The 22,444-nt window shown below is 41.6% G+C and carries 18 protein-coding genes and 1 pseudogene; 9 read left to right on the top strand and 10 right to left on the bottom strand.

The genetic code is table 11. From position 1 onward, the window contains the following. Positions 1-111: 111 nt before the first annotated feature. Together parC and ACE3PQ_RS05200 are read left to right on the top strand one after the other, a co-directional pair. Positions 112-2,343 carry a DNA topoisomerase IV subunit A gene (gene parC / locus ACE3PQ_RS05205; protein ID WP_374295811.1) on the top strand — a complete coding sequence of 744 codons (2,232 nt, stop codon included), beginning with the start codon at positions 112-114 and terminating at the stop codon, positions 2,341-2,343. A gap of 264 nt (positions 2,344-2,607) precedes the next feature. Continuing rightward, positions 2,608-4,305, top strand: coding sequence for an AMP-binding protein (locus tag ACE3PQ_RS05200; protein ID WP_374295809.1), 1,698 nt, complete (start codon positions 2,608-2,610; stop codon positions 4,303-4,305). Positions 4,306-4,412: 107 nt separating this feature from the next. On the opposite strand, the gene ACE3PQ_RS05195 is transcribed toward ACE3PQ_RS05200, so the two are convergent. Next, on the bottom strand, positions 4,413-4,859 hold the full coding sequence (locus ACE3PQ_RS05195) for a hypothetical protein (RefSeq protein ID WP_374295807.1): 447 nt from the start codon (positions 4,857-4,859) through the stop codon (positions 4,413-4,415). A 149-nt stretch (positions 4,860-5,008) separates the two neighbouring features. Here ACE3PQ_RS05195 and ACE3PQ_RS05190 point away from each other — a divergent pair, with 149 nt between their 5' ends. Next, a complete protein-coding gene (locus tag ACE3PQ_RS05190) occupies positions 5,009-5,404 on the top strand; it encodes an MAPEG family protein (protein ID WP_374295805.1) in 396 nt (131 codons plus the stop codon). Between the two features lie 179 nt (positions 5,405-5,583). After that, the gene (gene ppa, locus ACE3PQ_RS05185; protein ID WP_374295803.1) at positions 5,584-6,111 is read left to right on the top strand and encodes an inorganic diphosphatase; all 528 of its coding nucleotides are present in this window, start codon (positions 5,584-5,586) and stop codon (positions 6,109-6,111) included. 53 nt (positions 6,112-6,164) lie between these two features. Here ppa and ACE3PQ_RS05180 read toward each other — a convergent pair whose 3' ends face one another. Continuing rightward, positions 6,165-7,451 (bottom strand): mechanosensitive ion channel family protein, encoded by a 1,287-nt coding sequence (locus ACE3PQ_RS05180; RefSeq protein WP_374295801.1) that lies wholly within the window; start codon positions 7,449-7,451, stop codon positions 6,165-6,167. Between the two features lie 301 nt (positions 7,452-7,752). On the opposite strand from ACE3PQ_RS05180, the pseudogene ACE3PQ_RS05175 reads away from it, so the two are divergent. Continuing rightward, positions 7,753-8,675: pseudogene (locus tag ACE3PQ_RS05175) on the top strand (Dyp-type peroxidase). A gap of 279 nt (positions 8,676-8,954) precedes the next feature. Here the strand turns inward: ACE3PQ_RS05175 and ACE3PQ_RS05170 are convergent. Then, positions 8,955-9,224 (bottom strand): DUF2798 domain-containing protein, encoded by a 270-nt coding sequence (locus ACE3PQ_RS05170; protein ID WP_374295799.1) that lies wholly within the window; start codon positions 9,222-9,224, stop codon positions 8,955-8,957. Between the two features lie 149 nt (positions 9,225-9,373). Here ACE3PQ_RS05170 and argS point away from each other — a divergent pair, with 149 nt between their 5' ends. Continuing rightward, the gene (argS, locus tag ACE3PQ_RS05165; protein ID WP_374295798.1) at positions 9,374-11,173 is read left to right on the top strand and encodes an arginine--tRNA ligase; all 1,800 of its coding nucleotides are present in this window, start codon (positions 9,374-9,376) and stop codon (positions 11,171-11,173) included. A 198-nt stretch (positions 11,174-11,371) separates the two neighbouring features. Then, positions 11,372-12,019, top strand: a complete 648-nt coding sequence (locus ACE3PQ_RS05160) for an SPOR domain-containing protein (protein WP_374295796.1) — start codon at positions 11,372-11,374, stop codon at positions 12,017-12,019. A gap of 241 nt (positions 12,020-12,260) precedes the next feature. On the opposite strand, the gene ACE3PQ_RS05155 is transcribed toward ACE3PQ_RS05160, so the two are convergent. The 7 genes from ACE3PQ_RS05155 to xerD form a co-directional block, all read right to left on the bottom strand. Next, on the bottom strand, positions 12,261-13,022 hold the full coding sequence (locus tag ACE3PQ_RS05155) for a TorF family putative porin (protein ID WP_374295794.1): 762 nt from the start codon (positions 13,020-13,022) through the stop codon (positions 12,261-12,263). Positions 13,023-13,367: 345 nt separating this feature from the next. After that, positions 13,368-14,513 (bottom strand): threonine synthase, encoded by a 1,146-nt coding sequence (gene thrC / locus ACE3PQ_RS05150; protein ID WP_374295793.1) that lies wholly within the window; start codon positions 14,511-14,513, stop codon positions 13,368-13,370. A 97-nt stretch (positions 14,514-14,610) separates the two neighbouring features. Continuing rightward, a complete protein-coding gene (locus tag ACE3PQ_RS05145; RefSeq protein ID WP_374295791.1) occupies positions 14,611-15,915 on the bottom strand; it encodes a homoserine dehydrogenase in 1,305 nt (434 codons plus the stop codon). 128 nt (positions 15,916-16,043) lie between these two features. After that, complete coding sequence (locus ACE3PQ_RS05140; protein WP_374295789.1) at positions 16,044-16,862, bottom strand: DsbC family protein; 819 nt, start codon at positions 16,860-16,862, stop codon at positions 16,044-16,046. Between the two features lie 231 nt (positions 16,863-17,093). After that, positions 17,094-17,561, bottom strand: coding sequence for a hypothetical protein (locus tag ACE3PQ_RS05135; RefSeq protein WP_298890279.1), 468 nt, complete (start codon positions 17,559-17,561; stop codon positions 17,094-17,096). Then, the gene (locus ACE3PQ_RS05130; protein WP_298890276.1) at positions 17,548-18,936 is read right to left on the bottom strand and encodes a hypothetical protein; all 1,389 of its coding nucleotides are present in this window, start codon (positions 18,934-18,936) and stop codon (positions 17,548-17,550) included. Before ACE3PQ_RS05130 ends, ACE3PQ_RS05135 begins: the two co-directional genes overlap by 14 nt. Before the next feature lie 150 nt (positions 18,937-19,086). Beyond that, the gene (xerD, locus tag ACE3PQ_RS05125; RefSeq protein WP_374295788.1) at positions 19,087-20,007 is read right to left on the bottom strand and encodes a site-specific tyrosine recombinase XerD; all 921 of its coding nucleotides are present in this window, start codon (positions 20,005-20,007) and stop codon (positions 19,087-19,089) included. A 274-nt stretch (positions 20,008-20,281) separates the two neighbouring features. Here xerD and ACE3PQ_RS05120 point away from each other — a divergent pair, with 274 nt between their 5' ends. Both ACE3PQ_RS05120 and ACE3PQ_RS05115 read left to right on the top strand, forming a co-directional pair. Next, positions 20,282-20,536 (top strand): ferrous iron transport protein A, encoded by a 255-nt coding sequence (locus ACE3PQ_RS05120; RefSeq protein ID WP_374295786.1) that lies wholly within the window; start codon positions 20,282-20,284, stop codon positions 20,534-20,536. A gap of 26 nt (positions 20,537-20,562) precedes the next feature. Then, a complete protein-coding gene (locus ACE3PQ_RS05115; protein ID WP_374295830.1) occupies positions 20,563-22,410 on the top strand; it encodes a ferrous iron transporter B in 1,848 nt (615 codons plus the stop codon). The last annotated feature ends 34 nt before the right edge of the window (positions 22,411-22,444 follow it).

Raw genomic sequence — 22,444 nt, 5'->3', positions numbered from 1 at the left:
GCAAAGACATGACTTGTCGTGCGCATTTCGATAACACTTGCCGAAATAGACATTGCGCTTTAGCATAGCGAAACATTGATAAAATAATTTCACTAGGAATACATCCATCACATGAGTAGCCTTGTCCATCACGCCACTGAAAACCGCTCTGTTGCTGAGTTTACCGAACAAGCCTATTTGAACTACGCCATGTACGTGATCATGGATCGTGCATTGCCACATATCAGTGATGGTCTGAAGCCTGTACAGCGTCGTATCGTCTATGCGATGAGTGAGCTTGGATTAAAGAATTCAGGTAAACCAAAGAAGTCAGCACGTACCGTCGGTGATGTGCTCGGTAAATATCATCCACATGGTGATAGCGCATGTTATGAAGCGATGGTGTTGATGGCACAGCCGTTTAGTTATCGTTATCCATTTATCGAAGGTCAAGGCAACTGGGGCTCACCTGACGATCCCAAATCATTCGCAGCAATGCGTTATACCGAAGCCAAGTTGTCCAATTATAGTGAATTGTTGCTGAGCGAACTCGGTCAAGGCACCTGTGAATGGCAGGATAACTTTGATGGCAGTCTAAAAGAACCTGTCACCATGCCTGCACGAGTACCGAATATTTTACTCAATGGTACGACTGGTATTGCGGTGGGTATGGCAACCGATATTCCGCCACACAATCTCCGTGAAGTGGTCAAAGGCACCATTGCCCTAATTAAAAATGCCAACCTGACCGATGAAAAATTACAAACCATTATCCCCGGTCCTGATTTACCGACCCATGCAGAGATCATTACTCGCCCTGAAGAACTCTTAAAAATCCAAACCACTGGACGTGGTAGCTACCGCATGCGTGCCGTTTATACGGTTGATAAGCAAGCGGATAAACACGAAATTGTGATTCAGCATCTACCATATCAAGTGTCAGGCTCGAAGGTGCTGACGCAGATCGCTGATCAAATGCAGGCGAAGAAATTACCATTTGTTACCGATCTACGTGATGAATCTGACCATAAAAACCCAACGCGATTGGTGATCGTACTGCGTTCCAATCGGGTCGATGTCGAAGCGATTATGAGTCATTTATTTGCTACGACCGATTTGGAAAGTAGCTATCGGGTCAATCTAAATATGATTGGTGCGGACGGTCGCCCACAGGTCAAGTCGATTCGTCAGATTCTGCTGGAATGGATTGAGATTCGTACCGAAACCATTACCAACCGACTGCGTTATCACCTGAATAAAATCGAAAAACGCCTACATATCTTGGCAGGCTTACTCATTGCCTATCTCGACATAGATACCGTCATTAAAATTATCCGTGAAGAAGATAAGCCAAAGCCTGTATTGATGGCGCATTTTGGCATTGATGATATTCAAGCCGAAGCGATTTTAGAACTCAAGTTACGTCATTTAGCACGTCTTGAAGAAATGGAAATTCGCAGAGAGCAAGATGAGTTGGCGGAACGTGCAGCGGTAATTCGGGAACAATTGGAAAATCCTGAATCACTGAAAAAACTGATGATCGAAGAACTGACAGAAGATGCTAAAAAGTTTGGCGATGATCGTCGCTCTGAAATCGTCTTGCGTGAAGATGCAGTGCAAATAAAAGAATCTGACCTTGCACCTGCGGAAACAGTCACCGTCGTAATATCTGAGGCAGGTTGGATTCGCATGGCAAAAGGCGAAGTCGATGCCACGCAGCTCAACTATCGTGCTGGGGATAAATATTTAGACTCCACCACAGGCAAGTCCAATCAAAAAGTCTATCTGCTTGACCATACTGGACGCAGTTATGCATTGACTGCAAATGGTTTACCGTCGGCACGAGGGCAAGGTGAGCCACTGACTTCAAAATTGAATCCTGCGACTGGTGCACAGTTTATCCAAGTGATCATGGGTGCAGATGACGCTGCGACTGTGACTTTGAGCTCGCAGGGTTATGGATTCTTATCTGAGTTAAAGCAACTCGATACTTCTGCCAAAGCGGGTAAAAATTATTTATCTGTAACAAAAGGTTTCAAAACTATGCCGATTGCGTTTGCTCAGGGCAAATCACATTTGGCATTGCTCAGTCAGCAAGGTCGATTGCTCATTATAGATCTTGAATCTTTACCAAAGCTCAATAAAGGCAAAGGAAACAAGATGATGCAACTGGACAAAGAAGATGAACTACTCGGTCATATTGCTCTGAATTTGACAGAAGATGTGTTAAAAATACAGGTGGGTAGTCGATTCTTGAGCTTAAAAGGAGAAGACTTGAAAGCCTACTATGGTAAAAAAGCGACAAAAGGCAAACTTTTACCTCGAGGCTATCAAAAAGCACAGCGATTATTACTTGATATCTGACTCGGTATCAACGTATAGTCAAGGTGTGCGGTAGATGTTTTTAAACATTTAAACAATAGCCATGGACAAGGTGAAATACTAATCTCTTGATCAAAATCTCCTCCATCAAAACATTTAGGCGGTTTGGTGACGTGTGGTTTGATCAAGCCAAAATTATTAACACAACTTTGTCCATTGCAAAGCAAGTAATCATATCTAGACAGATTGACTGGAAATCACAGTCTGACTTGATGCAAGAAAATATTTTTGGGAGTAGTGGGTACTATGGACAAAGTTTGGTTAAAAACGCATGAGAAATTTGGAATTCCGTCAGATATTTCTATGCCAGCAGAAAATACATCGTTGATTGATATTTTCGAACAAAATTTTAAGAAGTATGGTTCACGTGATGCGTTTATTTTCATGGACAAAACCATGTCTTTCGCTGAACTTGAAGATCATAGCCGTCGATTTGCAGCATATTTACAAAGTTTGAATTTGCCAAAAGGCTCTCGCGTTGCGGTGATGATGCCGAACGTCTTCCAATACCCGATCGTTCAAATCGGCGTATTCCTTGCAGGTTTGGTCTTGGTCAATGTCAACCCACTGTATACAACTCGTGAGCTTGAGCATCAATTGAATGACTCAGGTGCGCAGGTTTTGGTTGTTGTTGAAAACTTTGCCAGTGTCTATCAACCAATCCACGGTAAAACAACGGTCAAACATGTTGTTGTGACTGGTGTAGGTGACATGCTTGGTATGCTCAAAGGTACATTGGTGAACTTCGTACTGCGTAAAGTACGTAAGCAAGTGCCAGAGTGGAGCATTCCAGGTCACGAATCATTCAAATCTGCATTGTCAAAAGTGTCAGCAAGCAAATATCAACGCCCAACGGTGAGCTTAAGCGACACAGCGGTACTTCAATACACTGGTGGTACTACGGGTGTGTCTAAAGGTGCAGAGCTTACGCATCGCAACCTCGTTGCAAACTTGCTTCAATGTGAAGGCATTTTCTCTTCAAAATTTGGTGAAGGTGATGCAGCAGAAGGCGATAAGATCGTTTGTGCGCTTCCGCTTTATCACATCTTTGCATTCATGGTGTGTGCTTTATACGGTATGTATAAAGGTCAAACTAACATCTTGATTCCAAACCCACGTGACCTACCTGCGGTGGTTGGCGAGCTTCGTAAATACAAGCCATCATTCTTCCCTGCGGTCAACACATTGTTCAATGCTTTGGTCAACAATGAAGAGTTTAAACAACTCGATCATAGCAACCTCAAAATGGCAATGGGCGGTGGTATGGCTGTATTGCCATCGACTGCGGATGCTTGGAAAAAAGTAACAGGGACAACGATCATCGAAGGTTATGGTCTATCTGAAACTTCTCCAGTTGCGACTGCGAACCCACCGATTAACGAAGACTTCACAGGTACGATTGGTGTGCCATTACCTGCAACTGAAGTGGCGATCTTGGATGACGAAGGTAATCCGATTGCACTTGGTGCGCTTGATGATGAAGGCAATCCACAATCAGGTGAAATCTCAATCCGTGGTCCACAGGTCATGAAAGGCTATTGGAACCGCCCTGAAGAAACTGCAAAAGTCATGACTAATGATGGTTACTTCCGTACTGGTGACATCGGTATCATGAACGATGAAGGTTACTTCAAAATCGTCGATCGTAAAAAAGACATGATCTTGGTATCAGGCTTCAACGTCTACCCAAGTGAGATCGAAGAAGTTGTGACGCAACATCCAAAAGTATTGGAAGCGGCTGCGATCGGTGTACCTGACGAAAAATCAGGCGAAGTACCAAAACTGTTCGTTGTGAAAAAAGATGAAAGCTTAACAGCGGAAGAAGTCTTGGCATTCACCAAGCAAAACTTAACGGGTTATAAGCAACCACGCTATGTTGAGTTCTTACAAGAATTGCCAAAATCGAACGTCGGTAAAATCCTCCGTAAAGATTTGCGTAAGTAATTCGCTTAAGCAAAATCAAGACAATAAAAAAAGCAGCTTCGGCTGCTTTTTTACGTTCCCAATTTGATACGAAATGATTCATGGTTTAGACATGAATAATGGAAAAATTATTTCTGATGACGGTTCATCATTGCACGTTCAAACATTGGACGAGAGAGTCCAATGAGTGAGATAAATAAAACCATTGAAAGGAGCTGACGCTTCAATCCACCGACATTAAACTGCATCCCATAACTCAAATAATTATCAACCAAGCAATAAAGCAAAACGATAGCTAAAGTGAGCGTGAGCGACTTCTTCTTAATCCCCACCATGACAAAGCTGATACAGAGCACAAACGCCGTGCCAATCGTTGACCAAATATTCCAATTGGCAAAGACCACACTGAGCAAGATCGCCAAGACAGGTAGAACGTACCAAAGAATACGGTCAAGTTGCTGACTGTACTTTTGCTGCGCAGCAAGTGCCTGTTCAAGCGCTTCTTGATGACTTTGTTGGTCTGTTTGTTTTGAGTGCTTTTGTTGCGCATGCTGTTGAGGGTTGTGTTTAGTCATAGAGTTGAGCCATTCAAGATGCAAAAAAGTATGCGAAGAAATGCGAATACAGAAAATAAATATCGAAAAATCGAGATCATGGTATCATGCCTCGATTGAATCGGTCACTGATTCACATCGAAATTCAAAACACATTCTCGAGGATAGACATGCATAGCTTAAATATCGTGATATTGATCATTTTAGTTGCATGTTTATTGCCTTATGTTTTTGCATTTATTGCACGATCTACATCGAGCTATGATCCAAAAATTCACGATAGTCACCGCCAAGTGGTTGAGCAGTCGCAAGGCATTACCAAGCGTGCCGATGCCGTTCAGAAAAATAGCTATGAAGGTTTGCCATTATTTATTGCTGCGATGTTGATCGCAGATTATTTGGTTGTGCCTGATATTTTTGTCGTGACTTTGGGGATTGCTTATCTAATTTTGCGCATTATTTATGGTTTGTGTTATTTGGCGAATTTTAATCGTTTGCGCTCAGTATTTTGGTTGCTGGCGACTTTGTGTCCAGTTTGTCTTTTGATTATTTGCATACGACTTTAAAGACATTTTCGATGCAATAAAACATGACAATTCTTCGATCAATTCACAGCGCAATAGATTGAGATTTAAGTATAATAGGGCAACTAAAAATTTTAGGTGATAATGTTCTGCAATTCTCAAAATCTGATGATTGCAATGTATTATCGCAAATTTAATTCACCACAGACAAAGAGTGAGCTATGAGTTACAACAATATCCCACCAGGTAAAGACGCACCAAACGACATCTATGTGATCGTTGAAATCCCTGCCAATGCTGCACCGATCAAATATGAAATCGATAAAGATTCTGATGCATTGTTTGTAGACCGTTTCATGGGTACAGCGATGTTCTATCCTGCGAACTACGGCTATGTGCCAAATACTTTGTCAGAAGATGGCGATCCTCTAGACGTGTTGGTGGTTACACCGCATCCTGTGGCAGCAGGCTCCGTGATTCGTTGCCGTCCAGTGGGCAAATTGAACATGGAAGATGACGGTGGTATTGATGCGAAATTGATCGCTGTACCACACGAGAAACTTTCTCCACTGTACAAAGACGTGCAAGAATATACTGATCTTCCGCCATTATTGATCAGTCAAATCGAACACTTCTTCTCACACTATAAAGATTTAGAGCATGGTAAATGGGTTAAAATCAGTGGTTGGGAAAATGCTGACGTGGCAAAAGCTGAAATCTTAAAATCAATTGAAGCTGCGAAAAAATAAGCAAATTGATTGTAGTAAAAAGACCGCTAAATGCGGTCTTTTTGTTATACAGATTAGACTTTTTCTATTTCGGTTACATGTCTTTGATTTTCCTCAGGTGTATTCAACTCTTGATGCTCAAGTTGGATATTTTGAAAGTCTGCACCCGATGGCGCTTGATAAGCACGCAATCCAAACTCACTAATAATCGCAAAAAGATGATCGAAAATATCAGATTGAATATCTTCATAAATATTCCAGTTAATGGTATTGGTGAAGCAATATAGCTCGAGTGGTAAGCCTTGTGCCGTCGGTTGAAGTTGGCGCACTAAGAGCGTTTGATCTTCAGCGATGCCTTCATGCTTTTGCAAATAGAGCAGCATATACGCTCGGAAAGTCCCAAGATTGGTCATACGGCGTTGATTAAATAACTCTTTGACACTGCTATTCCATTCTGCCAGCTCATGGCTCTTTATATCGATATAGTTTTCAAGCAATAAAAAATTTTTTAAACGAGCGATGTCATCATTAGACAAAAAGTGCACACTACTTTGATCGACATAGAAGGCACGCTTAATGCGACGGCGACCAAGATCGGTCATACCACGCCAGTTTTTAAACGTATCTGTAACCAGTTTGTTGGTTGGAATCACGGTATAGGTTTTATCAAAGTTTTGTACTGTGACGGTGTGCAGTGCAATATCAATCACCGTACCGTCTGCGCCGAGACTTGGCATCTCAATCCAGTCACCAATACGAATCATGTCATAAGAAGAGATTTGTACACTTGCGACCAGTGACAAAATGGTATTTTGAAAAACCAACATCAATACCGCAGCCATCGCACCGAAGCCAGCAAGTAAGGTGAATACATCTTTTTTCAAAAATGTACCGATAATCATCAAGCCACATACAATATAGATGATCAGTTTGATCAATTGCAGATAGCCTTTAATCGGCTTATTGGCTGACTTTGGATTGTGTTGATAAGACAAATTAAAAATATTTAAAAAGTCGCAAATTGCTAAGGCAATCGTTAAGAAAATCCAAGCTTGAGAAAGCATTTGTACCAATTGTACGACTTTCTCTGAAAGATGAGGTACAGCGGCTATGCCGTTGATGATGACAATGGCAGGGACGATATTGGCAACACGTCGAATCACGCTATGTTTTTGGAATGCTTCACTATTTTTGGCAAAAGAAAATTTGGAAATCAGCTTGCGCAAACCAACCACGACCACTTTTTTACTGATCAAATACGCAACCGTAGCGATCAAAATCAAAATCGCCAAAGAGTTCAACATCTCTAACCACGGATATTGATCAATCCAATCTTGTAACTTCAGCCAAATCTCTTGCACAGCACACTCCACATTGCGAATCTTTAAGGCAGTGATTATTTTTAATGATTACCATAAAAAATCATGTCATCAACAAGTGGCATAGCTTAAACTATGTCTGCTTAAGTCCGATGATATTTGTCAAAAAAGAACATAAAAAAACAATATTTAAAAGTTAAGCTAATAAACAATAAAGCCTACAACCAGTATGAGTGATCGTTGTCATTCAAGAAGTTACAATTTTTCTATACCTCAGGGATTGGTTGAGGCACAATCAAGATCAATCAAATTCATGTTTTTATTTATTTTTTTGGCGCTCTAAATGAATGCGCAATTTGTCATTTTCCCACTACCGTCGGATCATGCACGTTTTATCGTGATTCGCTTGGGACAATTAACTGTAGAGCAACTCAAACAGCAACTCACTGATCTGATCAACACCAGAGATCGTCTGATTACCAACATGCCACTGCTGAAATTTAAACTGCGATCGCATTCTCTCCAACGCTTTGGCAACAACTTCATGATCAAACTCCTGTAAATTTTCATCAACTTGAGCCTTTACAAGGTGCATTTGAGATGCCTGTCGATGAAGGTGATGTATTGATTCACTTGGCGAGTAGCAAGGCAGATATTTGCTTTGTACTGAGCCAAGCCTTCTTTCACGGTATTCGTGAGCAAGTGGAAGTGCTTGAAGAGCGTACCTGCTTTAAATATTTGGATAGCCGTGATTTGACGGGCTTTATTGATGGCACGGAAAATCCGCAATTTAAAGATGACCGTGAAGAAGTGGCACTACTGGGTAAAGACGCGGGTATTTTTGCCGACGGTAGTTTTGTTTTTGCACAGCGTTACGTGCACGATTTGGATAAATTTAATCGGCTAAAAGTCGATGCTCAGGAAAATGTTTTTGGACGATCAAAACTTGAAAGCATCGAGATGGAAGACGATGTGAAACCTGATAATGCGCATATCGCTCGTGTGGTGATCGAAGATGATGCGGGCGAAGAGCTTGAAATCGTGCGTCACAGTTTGCCCTATGGCGATGGTCATGGTGAGCAAGGTTTATTCTTTATCGCCTACACCAAAGATTTAAATATTATTGATCAAATGCTTGAGCATATGTTTGGTACGACAGGGGATCATATTCACGATCGTTTGTTGCATTTCACCACAGCAGTCAATGGTGGCTATTATTTTGCACCATCAGATGAATTATTGGCTGTAGTGATTGAAGAAGATTGATTTTGTGATTCGTTGTTAAAATCTAAAAAAGAAAAGCCTTTTTAGACAAGGTCTTGCTTATATACTCCTATATCAGAATTAACCTTCGGTTCGACCTACTTTCCTTTCGGGGAAAGTAGGCAAAGCCATTTTGTCAGTCGCAAACTCGGTCATATACCAAAATTAATCCAATTCCTTGAGAAACGTCACTTTGCTAAAGCTATTCTGACCTCGAACAATGCGACTGACGTTCCCACGAATCAGTTAATTTCTACTCATCTTATGTCGAGCTTAGATTATTTAAATTTTAGAGCAATCAACCAAACGTGCGGTAATACGACGCACAATCGGTAATAAAATCAAGACCGCAGGAAAAGCCACACACCAAGAAAAGAACCATGCAGAAACCCAAACTGTCGCAAAATGCTCTACAAAACCAATATTGTGAATAATATTGATCAATGAAATCAGCCCACTCATCAAAAATGACAAGATAAATGGAATCACCACCGCAGCATATTTTGCAGAAAGTTTTGGCACGGTGCCAAAGATATAAGGAGAATTAGCCATCACAATCATTCAATTGGAAAAAGCCTATTTTAACTAAAAAAGGACTTTGAAAAAATATCAACAATGTCATCCATAACGGACAATGCACTCCCTTTGTACGGCAAAATTTGCTATATTTGCTTTCTTTTTTGGCAATATTCCGAGCGGTTATGAACACGGCAATCCAAAATGCACTGGCGCAAGCAGTGACAGCACTTCAATCAGAAAATATTCTCCCACAAGATTGGCAAAATAACAGTGTGTTGACCCGTACCAAAGACCGTAGTCATGGCGATTTTGCCTCGAATATTGCCATGGTAGCGTCCAAAGTCGCAGGTATGAAGCCACGTGATTTGGCAGAAAAAATTCTAGCAAATCTACCAACTGTTGCTGACATCAGCAAAGCTGAAATTGCAGGGCCTGGCTTTATCAATTTCTTTTTAAATGCAGATCAACGCTTTGTGGTGCTAGACACCATTGCAACGCAAAAAGATCAATACGGTCGTAGCCAAGTCAATCAAGCTGAAAAAATCCAAGTCGAGTTTGTATCTGCCAATCCGACATCAAGCTTGCATGTCGGGCATGGTCGTGGCGCAGCTTATGGGATGACGGTTGCGAATTTGCTGGAAGCCACAGGAGCGACTGTTGACCGTGAATATTATGTCAATGATGCAGGTCGTCAGATGGACATTTTGGCAACTTCGACCTATTTGCGTTATTTAGAATTATGCGGTCAAACGCTAGTTTTTCCAAAAAATGCTTATCAAGGCGACTACGTCAAAGACATCGCACAGAGCATTATTGATACTGATCAAGATAAGCACGTTCGTGCCGTTGTCGATGTCTATGCAGAAGTGCCTGAAGATGTGCAATATGCTGAAGAGCTTGATGCAGACGGCAATAAAGTCGTGCTCTCTGGTGATAAAGAAAAGCATATCGACGGTTTAATTGCCAATAGCCAAAAGTTGCTTGGCGCAGATTATGCCGTGTTCCACCAAGCAGCCTTAAAAGCCATTTTGGATGATATTCAAGATGATTTAGCAGATTTCGGCGTGACTTTTGCCAAATGGTTTAGCGAAGCCTCACTGATCGAGAAAATTGATGAAGCCTTAGCGGTGCTCGATCAACGTGGTTTTCTCTATGAAAAAGAAGGCAATATTTGGTTTAAATCGACTGAATTCGGCGATGAAAAAGACCGTGTGGTAAAACGTCGTAATGGTCAAACCACCTATTTTGCCTCAGATATTGCTTATCACTTGGATAAGCTACAACGTGGTTATACCCATATCGTCGATATTTGGGGATCAGACCATCACGGCTATATCGCTCGGGTGAAAGCAGCGATTGATGCACTCGGCTATGATTCATCAAAATTGACTGTGCTTTTGGTACAGTTCGTCAGCCTATGGCGTGGCGGTGAAATGGTGCAAATGTCCTCGCGTTCAGGGCAATTTGTGACTTTGCGTGAGCTTCGTCAGGAAGTTGGCAATGATGCGGCACGTTTCTACTATGTAATGCGCAAATCTGAGCAACACATTGATTTCGATTTGGATTTAGCTGTTTCGCAAAGCAAAGATAATGCAGTGTATTACATCCAATATGCCCATGCTCGGGTCAATAGTATTTTAAGTAAAGCGCCTGAGAAAAATATCAGCTTTGATCAAGCTACAGCTCGTGAACATTGTGAATTACTGACTTTACCAATTGAAGAAGAGATTTTGGCGAAATTGGCAGCTTATCCTGAGATTGTGATTCGTGCGGCCAATGCCTATGAACCGCACCAGATTGGTAATTATCTCAAAGACTTGGCGGCATCATTCCACGGTTGGTATGCGCAAGACGGCGTAAAATTCTTGGATGAAAGCCATATTGAGCTGTCACAAGCACGTTTATTATTATCTGTGAATGTACAACAAGTCTTAAGAAATGGCTTAACCGTATTAGGTGTCAGTGCGCCTGAGGCAATGTAACAAAATATTTTACTTTGCACGAAATGTCCGTGACTTCTATAATATAGGCGATAAGTCCAATTCGATTAGACTTCTGTGAATAATGTAATAGCTAGATTTTGCACAGGTTTAATTTTTGAATTGTATTAATGGGGTTGTGACTACTCGATTTGAGTAGATACATGTTTTGATAAGCAAGTAAAAAATAGAGGATAGTCAGTGTTTGGTAAAGCCCCTCGTGGAGTATCGCAACGCCCGAAAGCACGTGAAAACACCCAAGCGATTCCATCGTGGCTATGGCTTGTGGTTTTGGTTTTGGCGGGTATTTGTGTTGCCATTTTCTTATCGTTATGGAGTCCGTGGAAGCCTGTTGAACGTAAAGGTGCAACGCAAGGACCAATGGCGGTCAATGATCAAGAAACCAATAAAGACTACCGCTTCTATGACGTGTTGCCACAGCAACAAGTTACACCGATCCCAGATCAAGCTGTACCTGAGCATCAAATCGAACAGCCTGTAGTCGTCGTAGAGGCGCCAACACCATCACGTTCAGAAGATGCGAGTGAATCGGTCAGTGATCCTTTTGATGAAAATTATCAAACAGCAACCATCACTGCAGCACCTCGTTTTATCTTGCAAGTGCGAAGCTATGAAGATCCTGATAGTGCTGATGCACGCCGTGCGGAGATTGTCCTCAATGGTTTATCTGCCGAAGTAGTAATGACCAATGAAGGCGATCAAGTGTGGTATAGAGTAATCTCAGGACCATATGAGTCGAAAGAGTCTGCGCATATTGCACAGCAAACTTTACAACATGCGGGCATTGATTCAATCATTGTGAAGCAACCGATTCGAGCGAGTCATTAAAAATTCTACTTTATCTAAATAAAAAGAACCCTGCCGAGGCAGGGTTTGCGAAAACGGTTATCGTATTTTTAATTCCATCATTCTTTTTAATCTATTCAAATCATCTTTATTCGATATAAATATCAAGCATTTAACATGCCAAGACGTATTTAGGACCAATTCTCCATTAAAAAATCCTGCCTTGAAGTAAGACAGGATTTTAAATACAAAGGCTAAGTTTTTGGCCTAGAGTATTTATAACTTAGAATGCTTTAGTAATTGTAAATACAGCACCAGTTTCTACACCACGTTTAAATGCATCTGTTTGACCGTCTGTATCAATATTCGTACCAACAGCTGCAAGCTCAGCAGTTAAACCTTCTACAGATTTGAAACCATAAGTTGCACCAACTTTCCAGTCGATATAATCATCTTCAACTTCGGCTGTAGCATCATTAAAATCGGTTTCAGAAGTTGTCGTATAGCCTAGGCTTACTACACCACCAAATCCTGTATCAGCGATTGGGAAAGAATATACAGCATTCAGGTACCATTGGTCACCTTCAGATAAATCACCTAAAAAGTCATTTGCGTAGTTGATGTTGGTATACAAGCTATCATCAGCCATAAATACTGAACCAAATGTCAAACGTGCATAGTATTCTGCCCAGTTCAAGTCAGATGAACTTGGGTAACCGTAGTACCATACACCAACATCTAATGTAGGCTTAGATGCAAGAGAAGAAAGCTCAGTGCTATAACCTAAATATGGGTCTAATTCTAAAGAGTTTGCAAAACCAACATTAGAGCCCCAAACACCACCGTAAACACCAGAAGCATGTGCTAAAGCGAAGCCTACTTGTACAGCAGGATCATTTTCAGTTTGTGAAATACCACGATAGCGGTAATCAGTTGTCATCGCAGCTGTACCAGAGAATGATACATCGCTTTCAGCTGCCATAGTCAAGCCACTTGAGCAAGTGAGTAAAGATGCAGCCACTAATGTAGAAAGTTTAAAGTTCATGTTGGTATTCCCCCAAGCTGTTTATTACAAATGTTCAAATCGAAATGATTTGACTCTGAACTTGTTATGGAAATAGCAAAGGGCGTGCCAACTTTATTAAGTTACTGTTTTATCTTATTTCTTTGCAATAAAACTGCAATAACTTACAAAACCAACTTTGAAGCATTATTGTATTGCACAAATATTGGGCAATTTATTGATTTCGCACCAAAACAAATCAAACTGTATCAAATTGTTTGTAAATATGAATTATTCTTGTACAGGGTATATTCTGTATGATGCAATAAAAAACCAACCGCATTGGGTTGGTTTTGTTAAGTATTTCTTCTGATCAAAGCATGAAAGTTATTTTTCCATATTTGATAGGATTGATGTTCTGACATCATCCAATGTGGCATTGATGGTGAGCATCACGGCATCGGCACATTGTTTGATCGCAGTGTCAGGATCTTTTAGACCATTACCCGTCACTGTGCAAACGATCAACGAACCTTCAGCGATTTTACCTGCTTTAATATCACGGATTGCACCGCCGATTGAAGCCGCCGATGCAGGCTCAACGAATACTCCTTCGTACATCGATAGCATGCGCTGTGCATCTAAGATTTCTGCATCAGTTAATTCATCGAACCAACCATTTGAGTCACGTACCACAGCTTTGGCATGATTCCAACTTTGTGGATTACCAATACGGATCGCCGTTGCGACTGTTTCAGGTTGTTCCACTGGCGCACCACGTAAGAACGGCGCAGCACCTGCAGCCTGATAGCCAACCATGGTTGGACGACCTTCAGGTTTTGGTCCTGTGAATTGATCAGTAGCTGCATCATAGACCACTTGTTCAAATTGATCAGCAGATTGATTGGCAACTGCTTCGGTATAACCCATCCAATGCGCCGTGATATTTCCTGCGTTACCCACCGGTAAGCAGTGATAATCTGGTGCACGACCGAGTTCATCAACGATCTCATAAGCAATGGTTTTTTGACCTTGCAAACGATACGGGTTAATTGAATTCACGATGGTTACAGGAGCTTGATCTGCAACTTCTTTCACCAAGCGCATACCATCGTCAAAGTTGCCACGGATTTGCATGGTGATCGCACCGTACATCATTGACTGTGCCATTTTACCCATAGCAATTTTGCCTTCAGGAATCAACACATAGGCTTTTATACCAGCACGTGCCGCATAAGCTGCAGCCGCAGCAGAGGTATTACCAGTCGATGCACAGATAATCGCTTTTGAACCTTCTTCAACTGCTTTGGTCACCGCCATGGTCATACCACGGTCTTTAAATGAACCTGTTGGATTCAGACCTTCGTATTTGACATAAATCTCGACATTTTTGCCAATCAAACGTGGAATATTCTCCAGTTTGATCAAAGGTGTGTTGCCTTCACCGAGGGAGATCGCACGAGTAGTAGCAGATACAGGCAAACGATCACGATAGCGATCAACAAGACCAGTATAACGATTGGCATTCGACATGATGATGTTCCAATGAGTTGCTTTTAGTCATTGAGGCGAGTTTTCTTGAGTTAATGAAAAGCAATCGCCTCGACTTGGTATGTAATAAACGAATAAATTAACTTTCTAAAGATTCTAAACGAATTCGAACGATTTCGCCATGAATCGCAGGGAGCGCTTGGATTTTTGCCAAAGCTTCATCCATGATCGATTCTTGGATTGGATCAGTCAAAATCACGATAGGAATTAAATCTTTTAAGCGAGTTTGTTGCATGATCGCATCAATACTAATCCCTGCACGGCTCAAGATCGTGGTGACATCTGCAAGTACACCTGTTTCATCCTCAGCATTGACACGCAGGTAATAGCCCGTCGTCATTTCTTCACGGCTAAGGATAGGCAAATCTGACAAATCTTCAAAGGCAAAATGTGGAATCGTACCTGAGCCATCTTCAGTATAGCTAATGTCACGCACGATATCGATAATATCGGCAACTACAGCAGAAGCAGTCGGACCAGCGCCAGCGCCAGCGCCATAATACAGTGTTGGACCAACGGCATTCGACTGAACCAAAACAGCATTTTTCACGCCATTCACATTTGCCAAAAGTTCTTCTTCTGGAATCAGCGTTGGATGAACACGAAGCTCAATTCCTGTTTCAGCGCGGCGTGCTATACCTAAATGTTTGATACGATAGCCAAATTCTTCGGCATATTTGACATCTTGAGCAGTGATTTTGCTAATGCCTTCGGTATAGACTTTGCTAAATTGTAGAGGCATACCAAATGCAATCGACGCCAGCATGGCAAGTTTGTGCGCTGCATCAATGCCTTCCACATCAAAAGTCGGATCAGCTTCTGCATAGCCAAGCTCTTGTGCTTCTTTGAGCACATCGGCAAAAGCACGACCTTTTTCACGCATTTCTGTCAGGATAAAGTTACCTGTACCGTTGATAATGCCTGCAACCCAATCAATGCGGTTTGCAGCCAAACCTTCACGGATCACTTTGATGATGGGAATACCACCTGCAACCGCCGCTTCATAGGCGATTTGCACGTTGTTGTCATCAGCAGCTTTAAACAGTTCATTACCATGTTCTGCAAGTAATGCTTTATTTGCAGTGACAATATGCTTACCGTTTTTAATCGCTTCCAATAGCACTTCTTTGGCAGGATGAATACCGCCCATAACTTCGATCACGACATCCACATCAGACTGACGTGCGATATGAAGTAAATCTTCAGATTGTTGAATGCTTGGATCAAGGTTTAAATCTGGACGAGGACGACGTGTGCCGACATGGGTAATTTGAATTTCTCGACCTGTGCGGCGTTTAATCTCTGCGGCGTTGATTTGTAATAATTCAAGAACGCCACCACCGACGGTACCCAAACCAAGTATAGCCAGACGAACTGGTTTCACGTCATACTCCAAAAAATTATTTAAAAATTGTTGAAATAATAGCGAAAAAGCGACCTAGACTCTAGCTTTAGATCGCTTTAGTTGCATTATTTTTTTGAAAGCTGATTTTAAAAATCAGCTTAGGAAAATTAGCGCTTTTCATTCAAGCGCTGTAACAGAGCATCAGGCTCAATGTAGCCTGCCAAATAACGGCCATCTTCACCGTAGATCGCAGGCGTACCATTGACCCCGATCTTCGTACCGAGCTGATACTGCGCCATCACAGGGTTTTGACACTCATTCGCCACCACAGGAAGTCCTGCAATTGCAGCGTTAAAGGCTGATTTTCGATCTTCGCTACACCAAATACTTTGCATGGTCGGGAAGAACTGCTCACCACGAGGCCAAGCGATATAGCGTACCTCGATGCCTTTGCTGTTAAATTCATCCATATGCTCATGCAACTTATGGCAATACGGACAGCTTGCATCGGTAAAGACATAGATCACATGCTTGGTATTGCCTTTGGCAGGGTAGACGATGAGGTCTTCTTTTTTCAGTTTGGCAAATTCAGCTTTGTTATCACCTGCTTGCAAATCTTCACTGACATTATGAATTGCACTTTCACCAAGTCGAATCATGTCACCTTGAAAGATATATTTGCCATCGCTACTTGCCAATACCGCAGGGAAACCTTCTAAGGTTACCCAAAACCAGTTTGGAATCTCAGTGGATTTGACATTGATGATTTTTGCGATCAGTCCTGCTTTATCAAAGTTGGCTTGTAGGTTTTTGATGAAACGTTGCTGTGCATTACGCTCAGTCAAAGTTGATGCTTCGCCAGAAACAGGCATCGTTGCAGTGATTTCATTGCTATCAGTGGGCTCTTGATCGTTCTTCGAACAAGCAGTTGTCGCAAGCAAACCACCCATCAATACTGCGCTGAGCGCAAATTTCAACAATTGCATAAAATGCCTATGAATCAAATTCAAATTGGAATGAGCGCATAATATAGCAAAAAGCAGGAACACTGCCTAGAGAATGTACTTTTTAAATCGTCAAAGCATGTCCTAAAGAGATACCTTTAAAATATCCTCTTAAGATTTAGTCAAAATGTTGAAATTCCCAAAAGCGATACGTTGATGATCGCTCAAAAGTGCTGGGAATTCCCATTTTTTGATGCCTGATTGAAAATAACGCTACTCTAGAATACCTATGATATATCCTCCCCAAATAGAATAATCTTTGCAAGCAGGTGATGGGTTTGAAATTCGTTTGGGATCAAATCCACCATGACCACCTAAGTCCAAGCGTTGACCAAGTTGATATCTTTGACCATCAAAGATCAGCGTTTGGTTTTTGCTATCCCACTGTGTCTGCCATTGACTTTTATCCTCACTAATAGGTAAGGCTAAAGCCATTGATGTTGTAGAGTCTTTATCTAATTTAATGACGAGACAATTATTTTCCACACTTAAATATCCAAAGTTTCTCGCAGTAGTTAAAACGGGATCAACAACTGGTACATTATATCGCAGAATAATTGGGCTATTATTGTGTTCCTTCGCCTCATTTTGCTTGATATTTTCAGTCATAGATGGACTTGAAGGTTGGCAGGCAGCGATAAACACAATACTTAGAATTATAGTGTCTTTAATTTTTAACAATTGTCGCCCCCACTAAACCTGCATAGTCTAAGCTAGTATATACGACAATCTTGGTTTGTTTTTTAGCATTATCAAACCATGCGCACCCAGATTGAATACCGTAAGCAGTCGTATACGCAAACCATGGACCACCACTATCACCACCTACACATCTTAATGTTCCAATACCATCAGTAGAGGGATTGTAGGTTGTTCCTCCGCCACTTTTTGTGTTTTTAACAATAACATAAGTATTTCCACCAACACCATCACTACCTTGCCCATTGATACTACTTACCTCACCACAACTTTGCATTAAAGTTTGGTCTGTTGGTGAAGTTTGTCCTAGGTGACAGATATAGGATCCTGTGACTGTTCCACTAGCAACGCGCGTCCCTGATCTACTTTGTACTGCTGATACTGTGCGAGGATTTGCGGTATTATCTGCATAAAACTGCCCTGTTGAAGTGGCATGTGATGCTGTAATAAAACCTAAATCTCCTCGGCTATCGAAAATAGAAGAAACAGTAGTCACTGGATATTTAGATCCATCCTTATCTGTATATGACAATGGAGTATTATCTTTTAGGCAATGTCCTGCTGTAAGTACGCCTTGTTGCCCTGATGAGTGTTTTGCAACAAACCCTGTCATACAATGCAGATTGCCATTATCGGTCTTAACAAGTTTTGAACCACCTCTAGTATGTGTTGCAACAATACCTGATGGAATTACCTCAACCGTAATAGGCATATTGAGGATGCTTTCAGCTATTTTTTGTACACTTCCATTATCCGCTTTAACATATAAAGTAGCCCCACCAGTCACTTCGTTGTCAGCAATCATTTCAAAGGAAGGTATTTTTGAAAGAAGATTTTGCTTTGCTTGCTCTAATATTTTTAATCTCTCGTCTTTATTGTGTTTGGCATTACCACTAAACGAAACTTTGGCTGAAATATTTTGACCTATCTTGGCTTGTGCCTTGTTAAGACTTTCTGTAGCAATACCTAGTTTTTTAAGATTACTATTTAAATTGTGAGTTAATATGTTTTTAACAGATGTTGATGCTTTTCGAATGAGCTCTACATCACTTGGTACATCATTTCCAGTTAAATTAACCTTTAGACCAAAATCTTTACCTTGATCAAAGTATATTCCAGATATTTTTGTCCCATATTCTTGTTGTAGTTGTTTAATTTGATCTGAACTATCATGCATGATCAGTATTCTTCTCATTGCCTCATCTTCTGAGACACCATATGATTCTGCGTAATATTTAGCATCAATGGCAAGCGCTTCTGCTGCACTTAATGGGGTTGAATTTTGATCACTAGCATATGTAGTGACTGGCGAACATATAGCTAGGAATAAACATATTCTTATATTGAAAGAAGTCACAAGAAACTCCATAATTTTAATAATCTGTGTAGAAAAACTCTATCTTAACCTGCACCCTTAATTTGTTAGTTTTGTGTTAATTTGTATTAATTTTTTTGAATCAATATTGTTAGGCTGAAAACTACAAATAAGATTGTAGTAGTCAATAAATTAGCCCCGAGGGTGATGTTGTTTGTGCAGTTGTTGCATACGTGCTTGCGCAACGTGGGTATAAATCTGCGTGGTGGATAAATTGGCATGACCGAGTAGCATCTGCACCACACGTAAATCTGCACCATGATTGAGCAAGTGCGTCGCAAAAGCATGGCGTAAAACGTGCGGTGAAATGTCCTGTTGGATATTGGCTTGCAGAGCGTAGCGTTTGATCGCATACCAAAAGTTTTGGCGTGACATCACACCGCCATGTTGGGTGAGAAAGAGTGCATCGGTTGAATGTTTGTAGAGTTCAGGTCGTGCACTTTGTAGATATTTTTTGATCCAATCTATGGCAATTTCGCCAAGTGGTACAAGGCGCTCTTTGTTGCCTTTGCCTTTGATACGGACAAAGCCTTGCTCGAGATTGAGCATTTGTGTTTGTAAGCCAATCAGTTCGCTGACCCGAAGCCCACAGGCATACAACACTTCAAGCATGGTACGATCACGCAGTCCTAAAGCCATTGAAGTGTCAGGTGCATCAATGAGCTGTTCGACCTCAATATTAGATAAATTTTTTGGTAATGGTCGCCCTTGACGTGGTGTTTTTTGCTCAGCCAAAGGATCGTCTTGGCGAATACCAGTTTCACGTAAAAATTTAAAAAACTGTCGTAATGCGGACATGGCACGTGCAATCGAACGAGGGTTTTTGGCTTGTTCGGTCAATTTTAATAAAACGGCTTGAACGTGTTCTGCGCTCCAATCAGGAATTGCCACGTCACTACATTTTGCACAGAGAATCAGATCAGATAAATAAGCATTACGAGTATGTACACTACTGCTATGGCTGATCAAATAATCACGAAAACCCTGTAAATAGCTAAACTCTGACGGAATGCTGACAGGTGTAGGTGTGCGGACTTTTTTGGCATTCAGCATAAATGATTCAGCATAAAATAGTGTTCAATCGGAAAAATGAAGCGTATGAAGAATTGAGCGATGTAAAAAGTGTTCACTCAAAAAAACAGGTTAAGAGAAAGTCAGAGTTAGCGCAATTCAAAATTTAAAAATCGCTTTTCACATTGAATAAAAACAAAGTGCATCAAAATTGTGCAAAAAAGCAAGCATTCTTCCTTAAGCTGTAATGGAAAAAATTCTCATTTATATTTATACTGTGTGATTAACATTTTACATTCATCCAAAAGGCTGTGCCGTGCGTTTATCTCAACTCAAATCCAATCAAATTGCTCGAATTACCCAAGTGCATCATCACTTGGTTGAAGAGGTTGCTGAAAAAAAAGATGCGATCGCAATACGTTTAACCAGTTTGGGCTTTGTTACAGGCGAAAAAGTTGAGGTGCTGGCTCGAGGTATTTTTGGTGGAGAACCATTGCTGATCAAAATCGGGTTTACTCGATTTGCACTGCGCAGTAATGAAGCAGAACGTATCGAAGTGGAATTAGTTTAAGGAACACGAGCATGAGCGAACAAACCATGAATGACATGCTACGTGTCGCCTTAGTCGGCAACCCAAACTGTGGCAAAACCTCACTCTTTAACCAACTGACAGGCACACGTCAGAAAGTCGCCAACTACGCAGGTGTGACCGTTGAACGTAAAGAAGGGCATTTTAGTCTACCGTCGGGTCGTAATGTGCGGGTTTTGGATTTGCCGGGTGCGTATAGCTTGGAAGCGACCAGTCCAGATGAGGCGATCACTCGTGATGTTTGTCAAGGTGTGCTGAAAAGTGAAGCTGAGCAAGATGCATTGTTAGTCGTCATTGATGTGACCAACTTAAAGCTTCATTTGAATCTACTCTTAGAAGTCGTGGCATTACAACGCCCAATGTTGATCGTCTTGAATATGATGGATGAAGCTCGTCGTCGTGGCATGCAGATTAACGCTCAAGCACTGTCTGAAAAGCTTGGTGTCAGTGTGGTTGAAACGGTTGCTGTACGCACAGGTGGCGTACAAAACTTGTTAAATTCTTTAGATAAAAGTGACTTTGAAGTCCCGACCTATCAAGTACAGTCGAGCATTCACGATTCGATTGATGAGCTACTTGGCGTGACCGTGACTTCTGCTGTACAAGAAGATAGTCGTACCACATTCTTAGATAAATTGTTTTTACATCCTGTGTTGGGTTTGCTCAGTCTTGCAGTGCTGATGTTTGTGGTTTTCCAAGCGGTTTTTGCTTGGGCAGCTCCATTTATGGATGCCATTGAAACCTTCTTTGGTTGGCTTGGCGAAGTGATTGGTGCAAATATTTCGCATCCATTATTACAAAGTTTGGTGGTTGATGGGATTATCGGCGGTGCAGGTGGCGTGGTCGTATTCTTGCCACAGATTTTGATTTTGTTCTTCTTTATTTTGATTTTAGAAGAATCGGGTTATTTGCCACGTGCTGCATTTCTGCTAGACAAGTTGATGTTTAAAGCAGGTTTAAGCGGTCGTGCCTTTATTCCATTGTTATCAAGCTTTGCTTGTGCGATTCCTGGGATTATGGCGACACGTACCATTAGTGATCCACGAGATCGTTTTACCACGATTTTGGTGGCGCCACTGATGACCTGTTCGGCACGTTTGCCTGTCTATGCCTTGTTGATCGCTGCATTTATTCCACAGCAGATGGTGGCAGGGATTTTCAATTTACAAGGTTTAGTGCTGTTTGGTCTGTATATGGCAGGTATTGTCAGTGCGTTGATTGTCAGTTATATCGTCAAGTTGTTCCGCCGAGATAAGTCTGAGCATGCCTTAATGCTTGAGCTACCGAGCTATCGTATTCCTGATTGGAAAAATATCCTAATCGGTGTCTATGAGCGCGGCATGATTTTCTTAAAGCGTGTTGGTGGGATCATTTTTGCCTTGTCGATTTTGCTGTGGTTTTTGTGTACTTTCCCACAACCGCCTGCCGATGCGACCATGTCTGCGATTGATTATAGTTTTGCAGGGATGCTTGGACATTGGATGCAACCGTTCTTTGCGCCGATTGGTTTTAATTGGCAGATTTGTATTGCCTTGATTCCTGCGATGGCGGCACGTGAGGTTGCAGTGGCGGCACTCGGTACGGTGTATGCACTTTCAGGTGATGAAGATGCACAGGCGGAGAGTTTGGCACAGTTGATTAGTGCGGATGGCTCAGGCTGGTCGTTGGCAACGGGATTGGCGTTGCTAGCGTGGTTCGTCTATGCACCACATTGTCTAGCGACCTTAGCAACGGTACGTCGTGAAACAGGCTCATGGCGCAATGTGGCGATCATGACCGTGTATTTATTCGGCTTGGCATATTTGATGTCGTTCTTTGTTTATCAAATCGCCGTGCGTGTTTTTAATTTAGGTTAATTGTAAGTGAAAACTTTCACAGTACGATTTACCT

The organism is Acinetobacter sp. (assembly GCF_041911495.1).
In the GTDB taxonomy this organism is placed as follows: Bacteria; Pseudomonadota; Gammaproteobacteria; order Pseudomonadales; family Moraxellaceae; genus Acinetobacter.
This window is presented reverse-complemented; position numbering and strand designations above follow the sequence as displayed.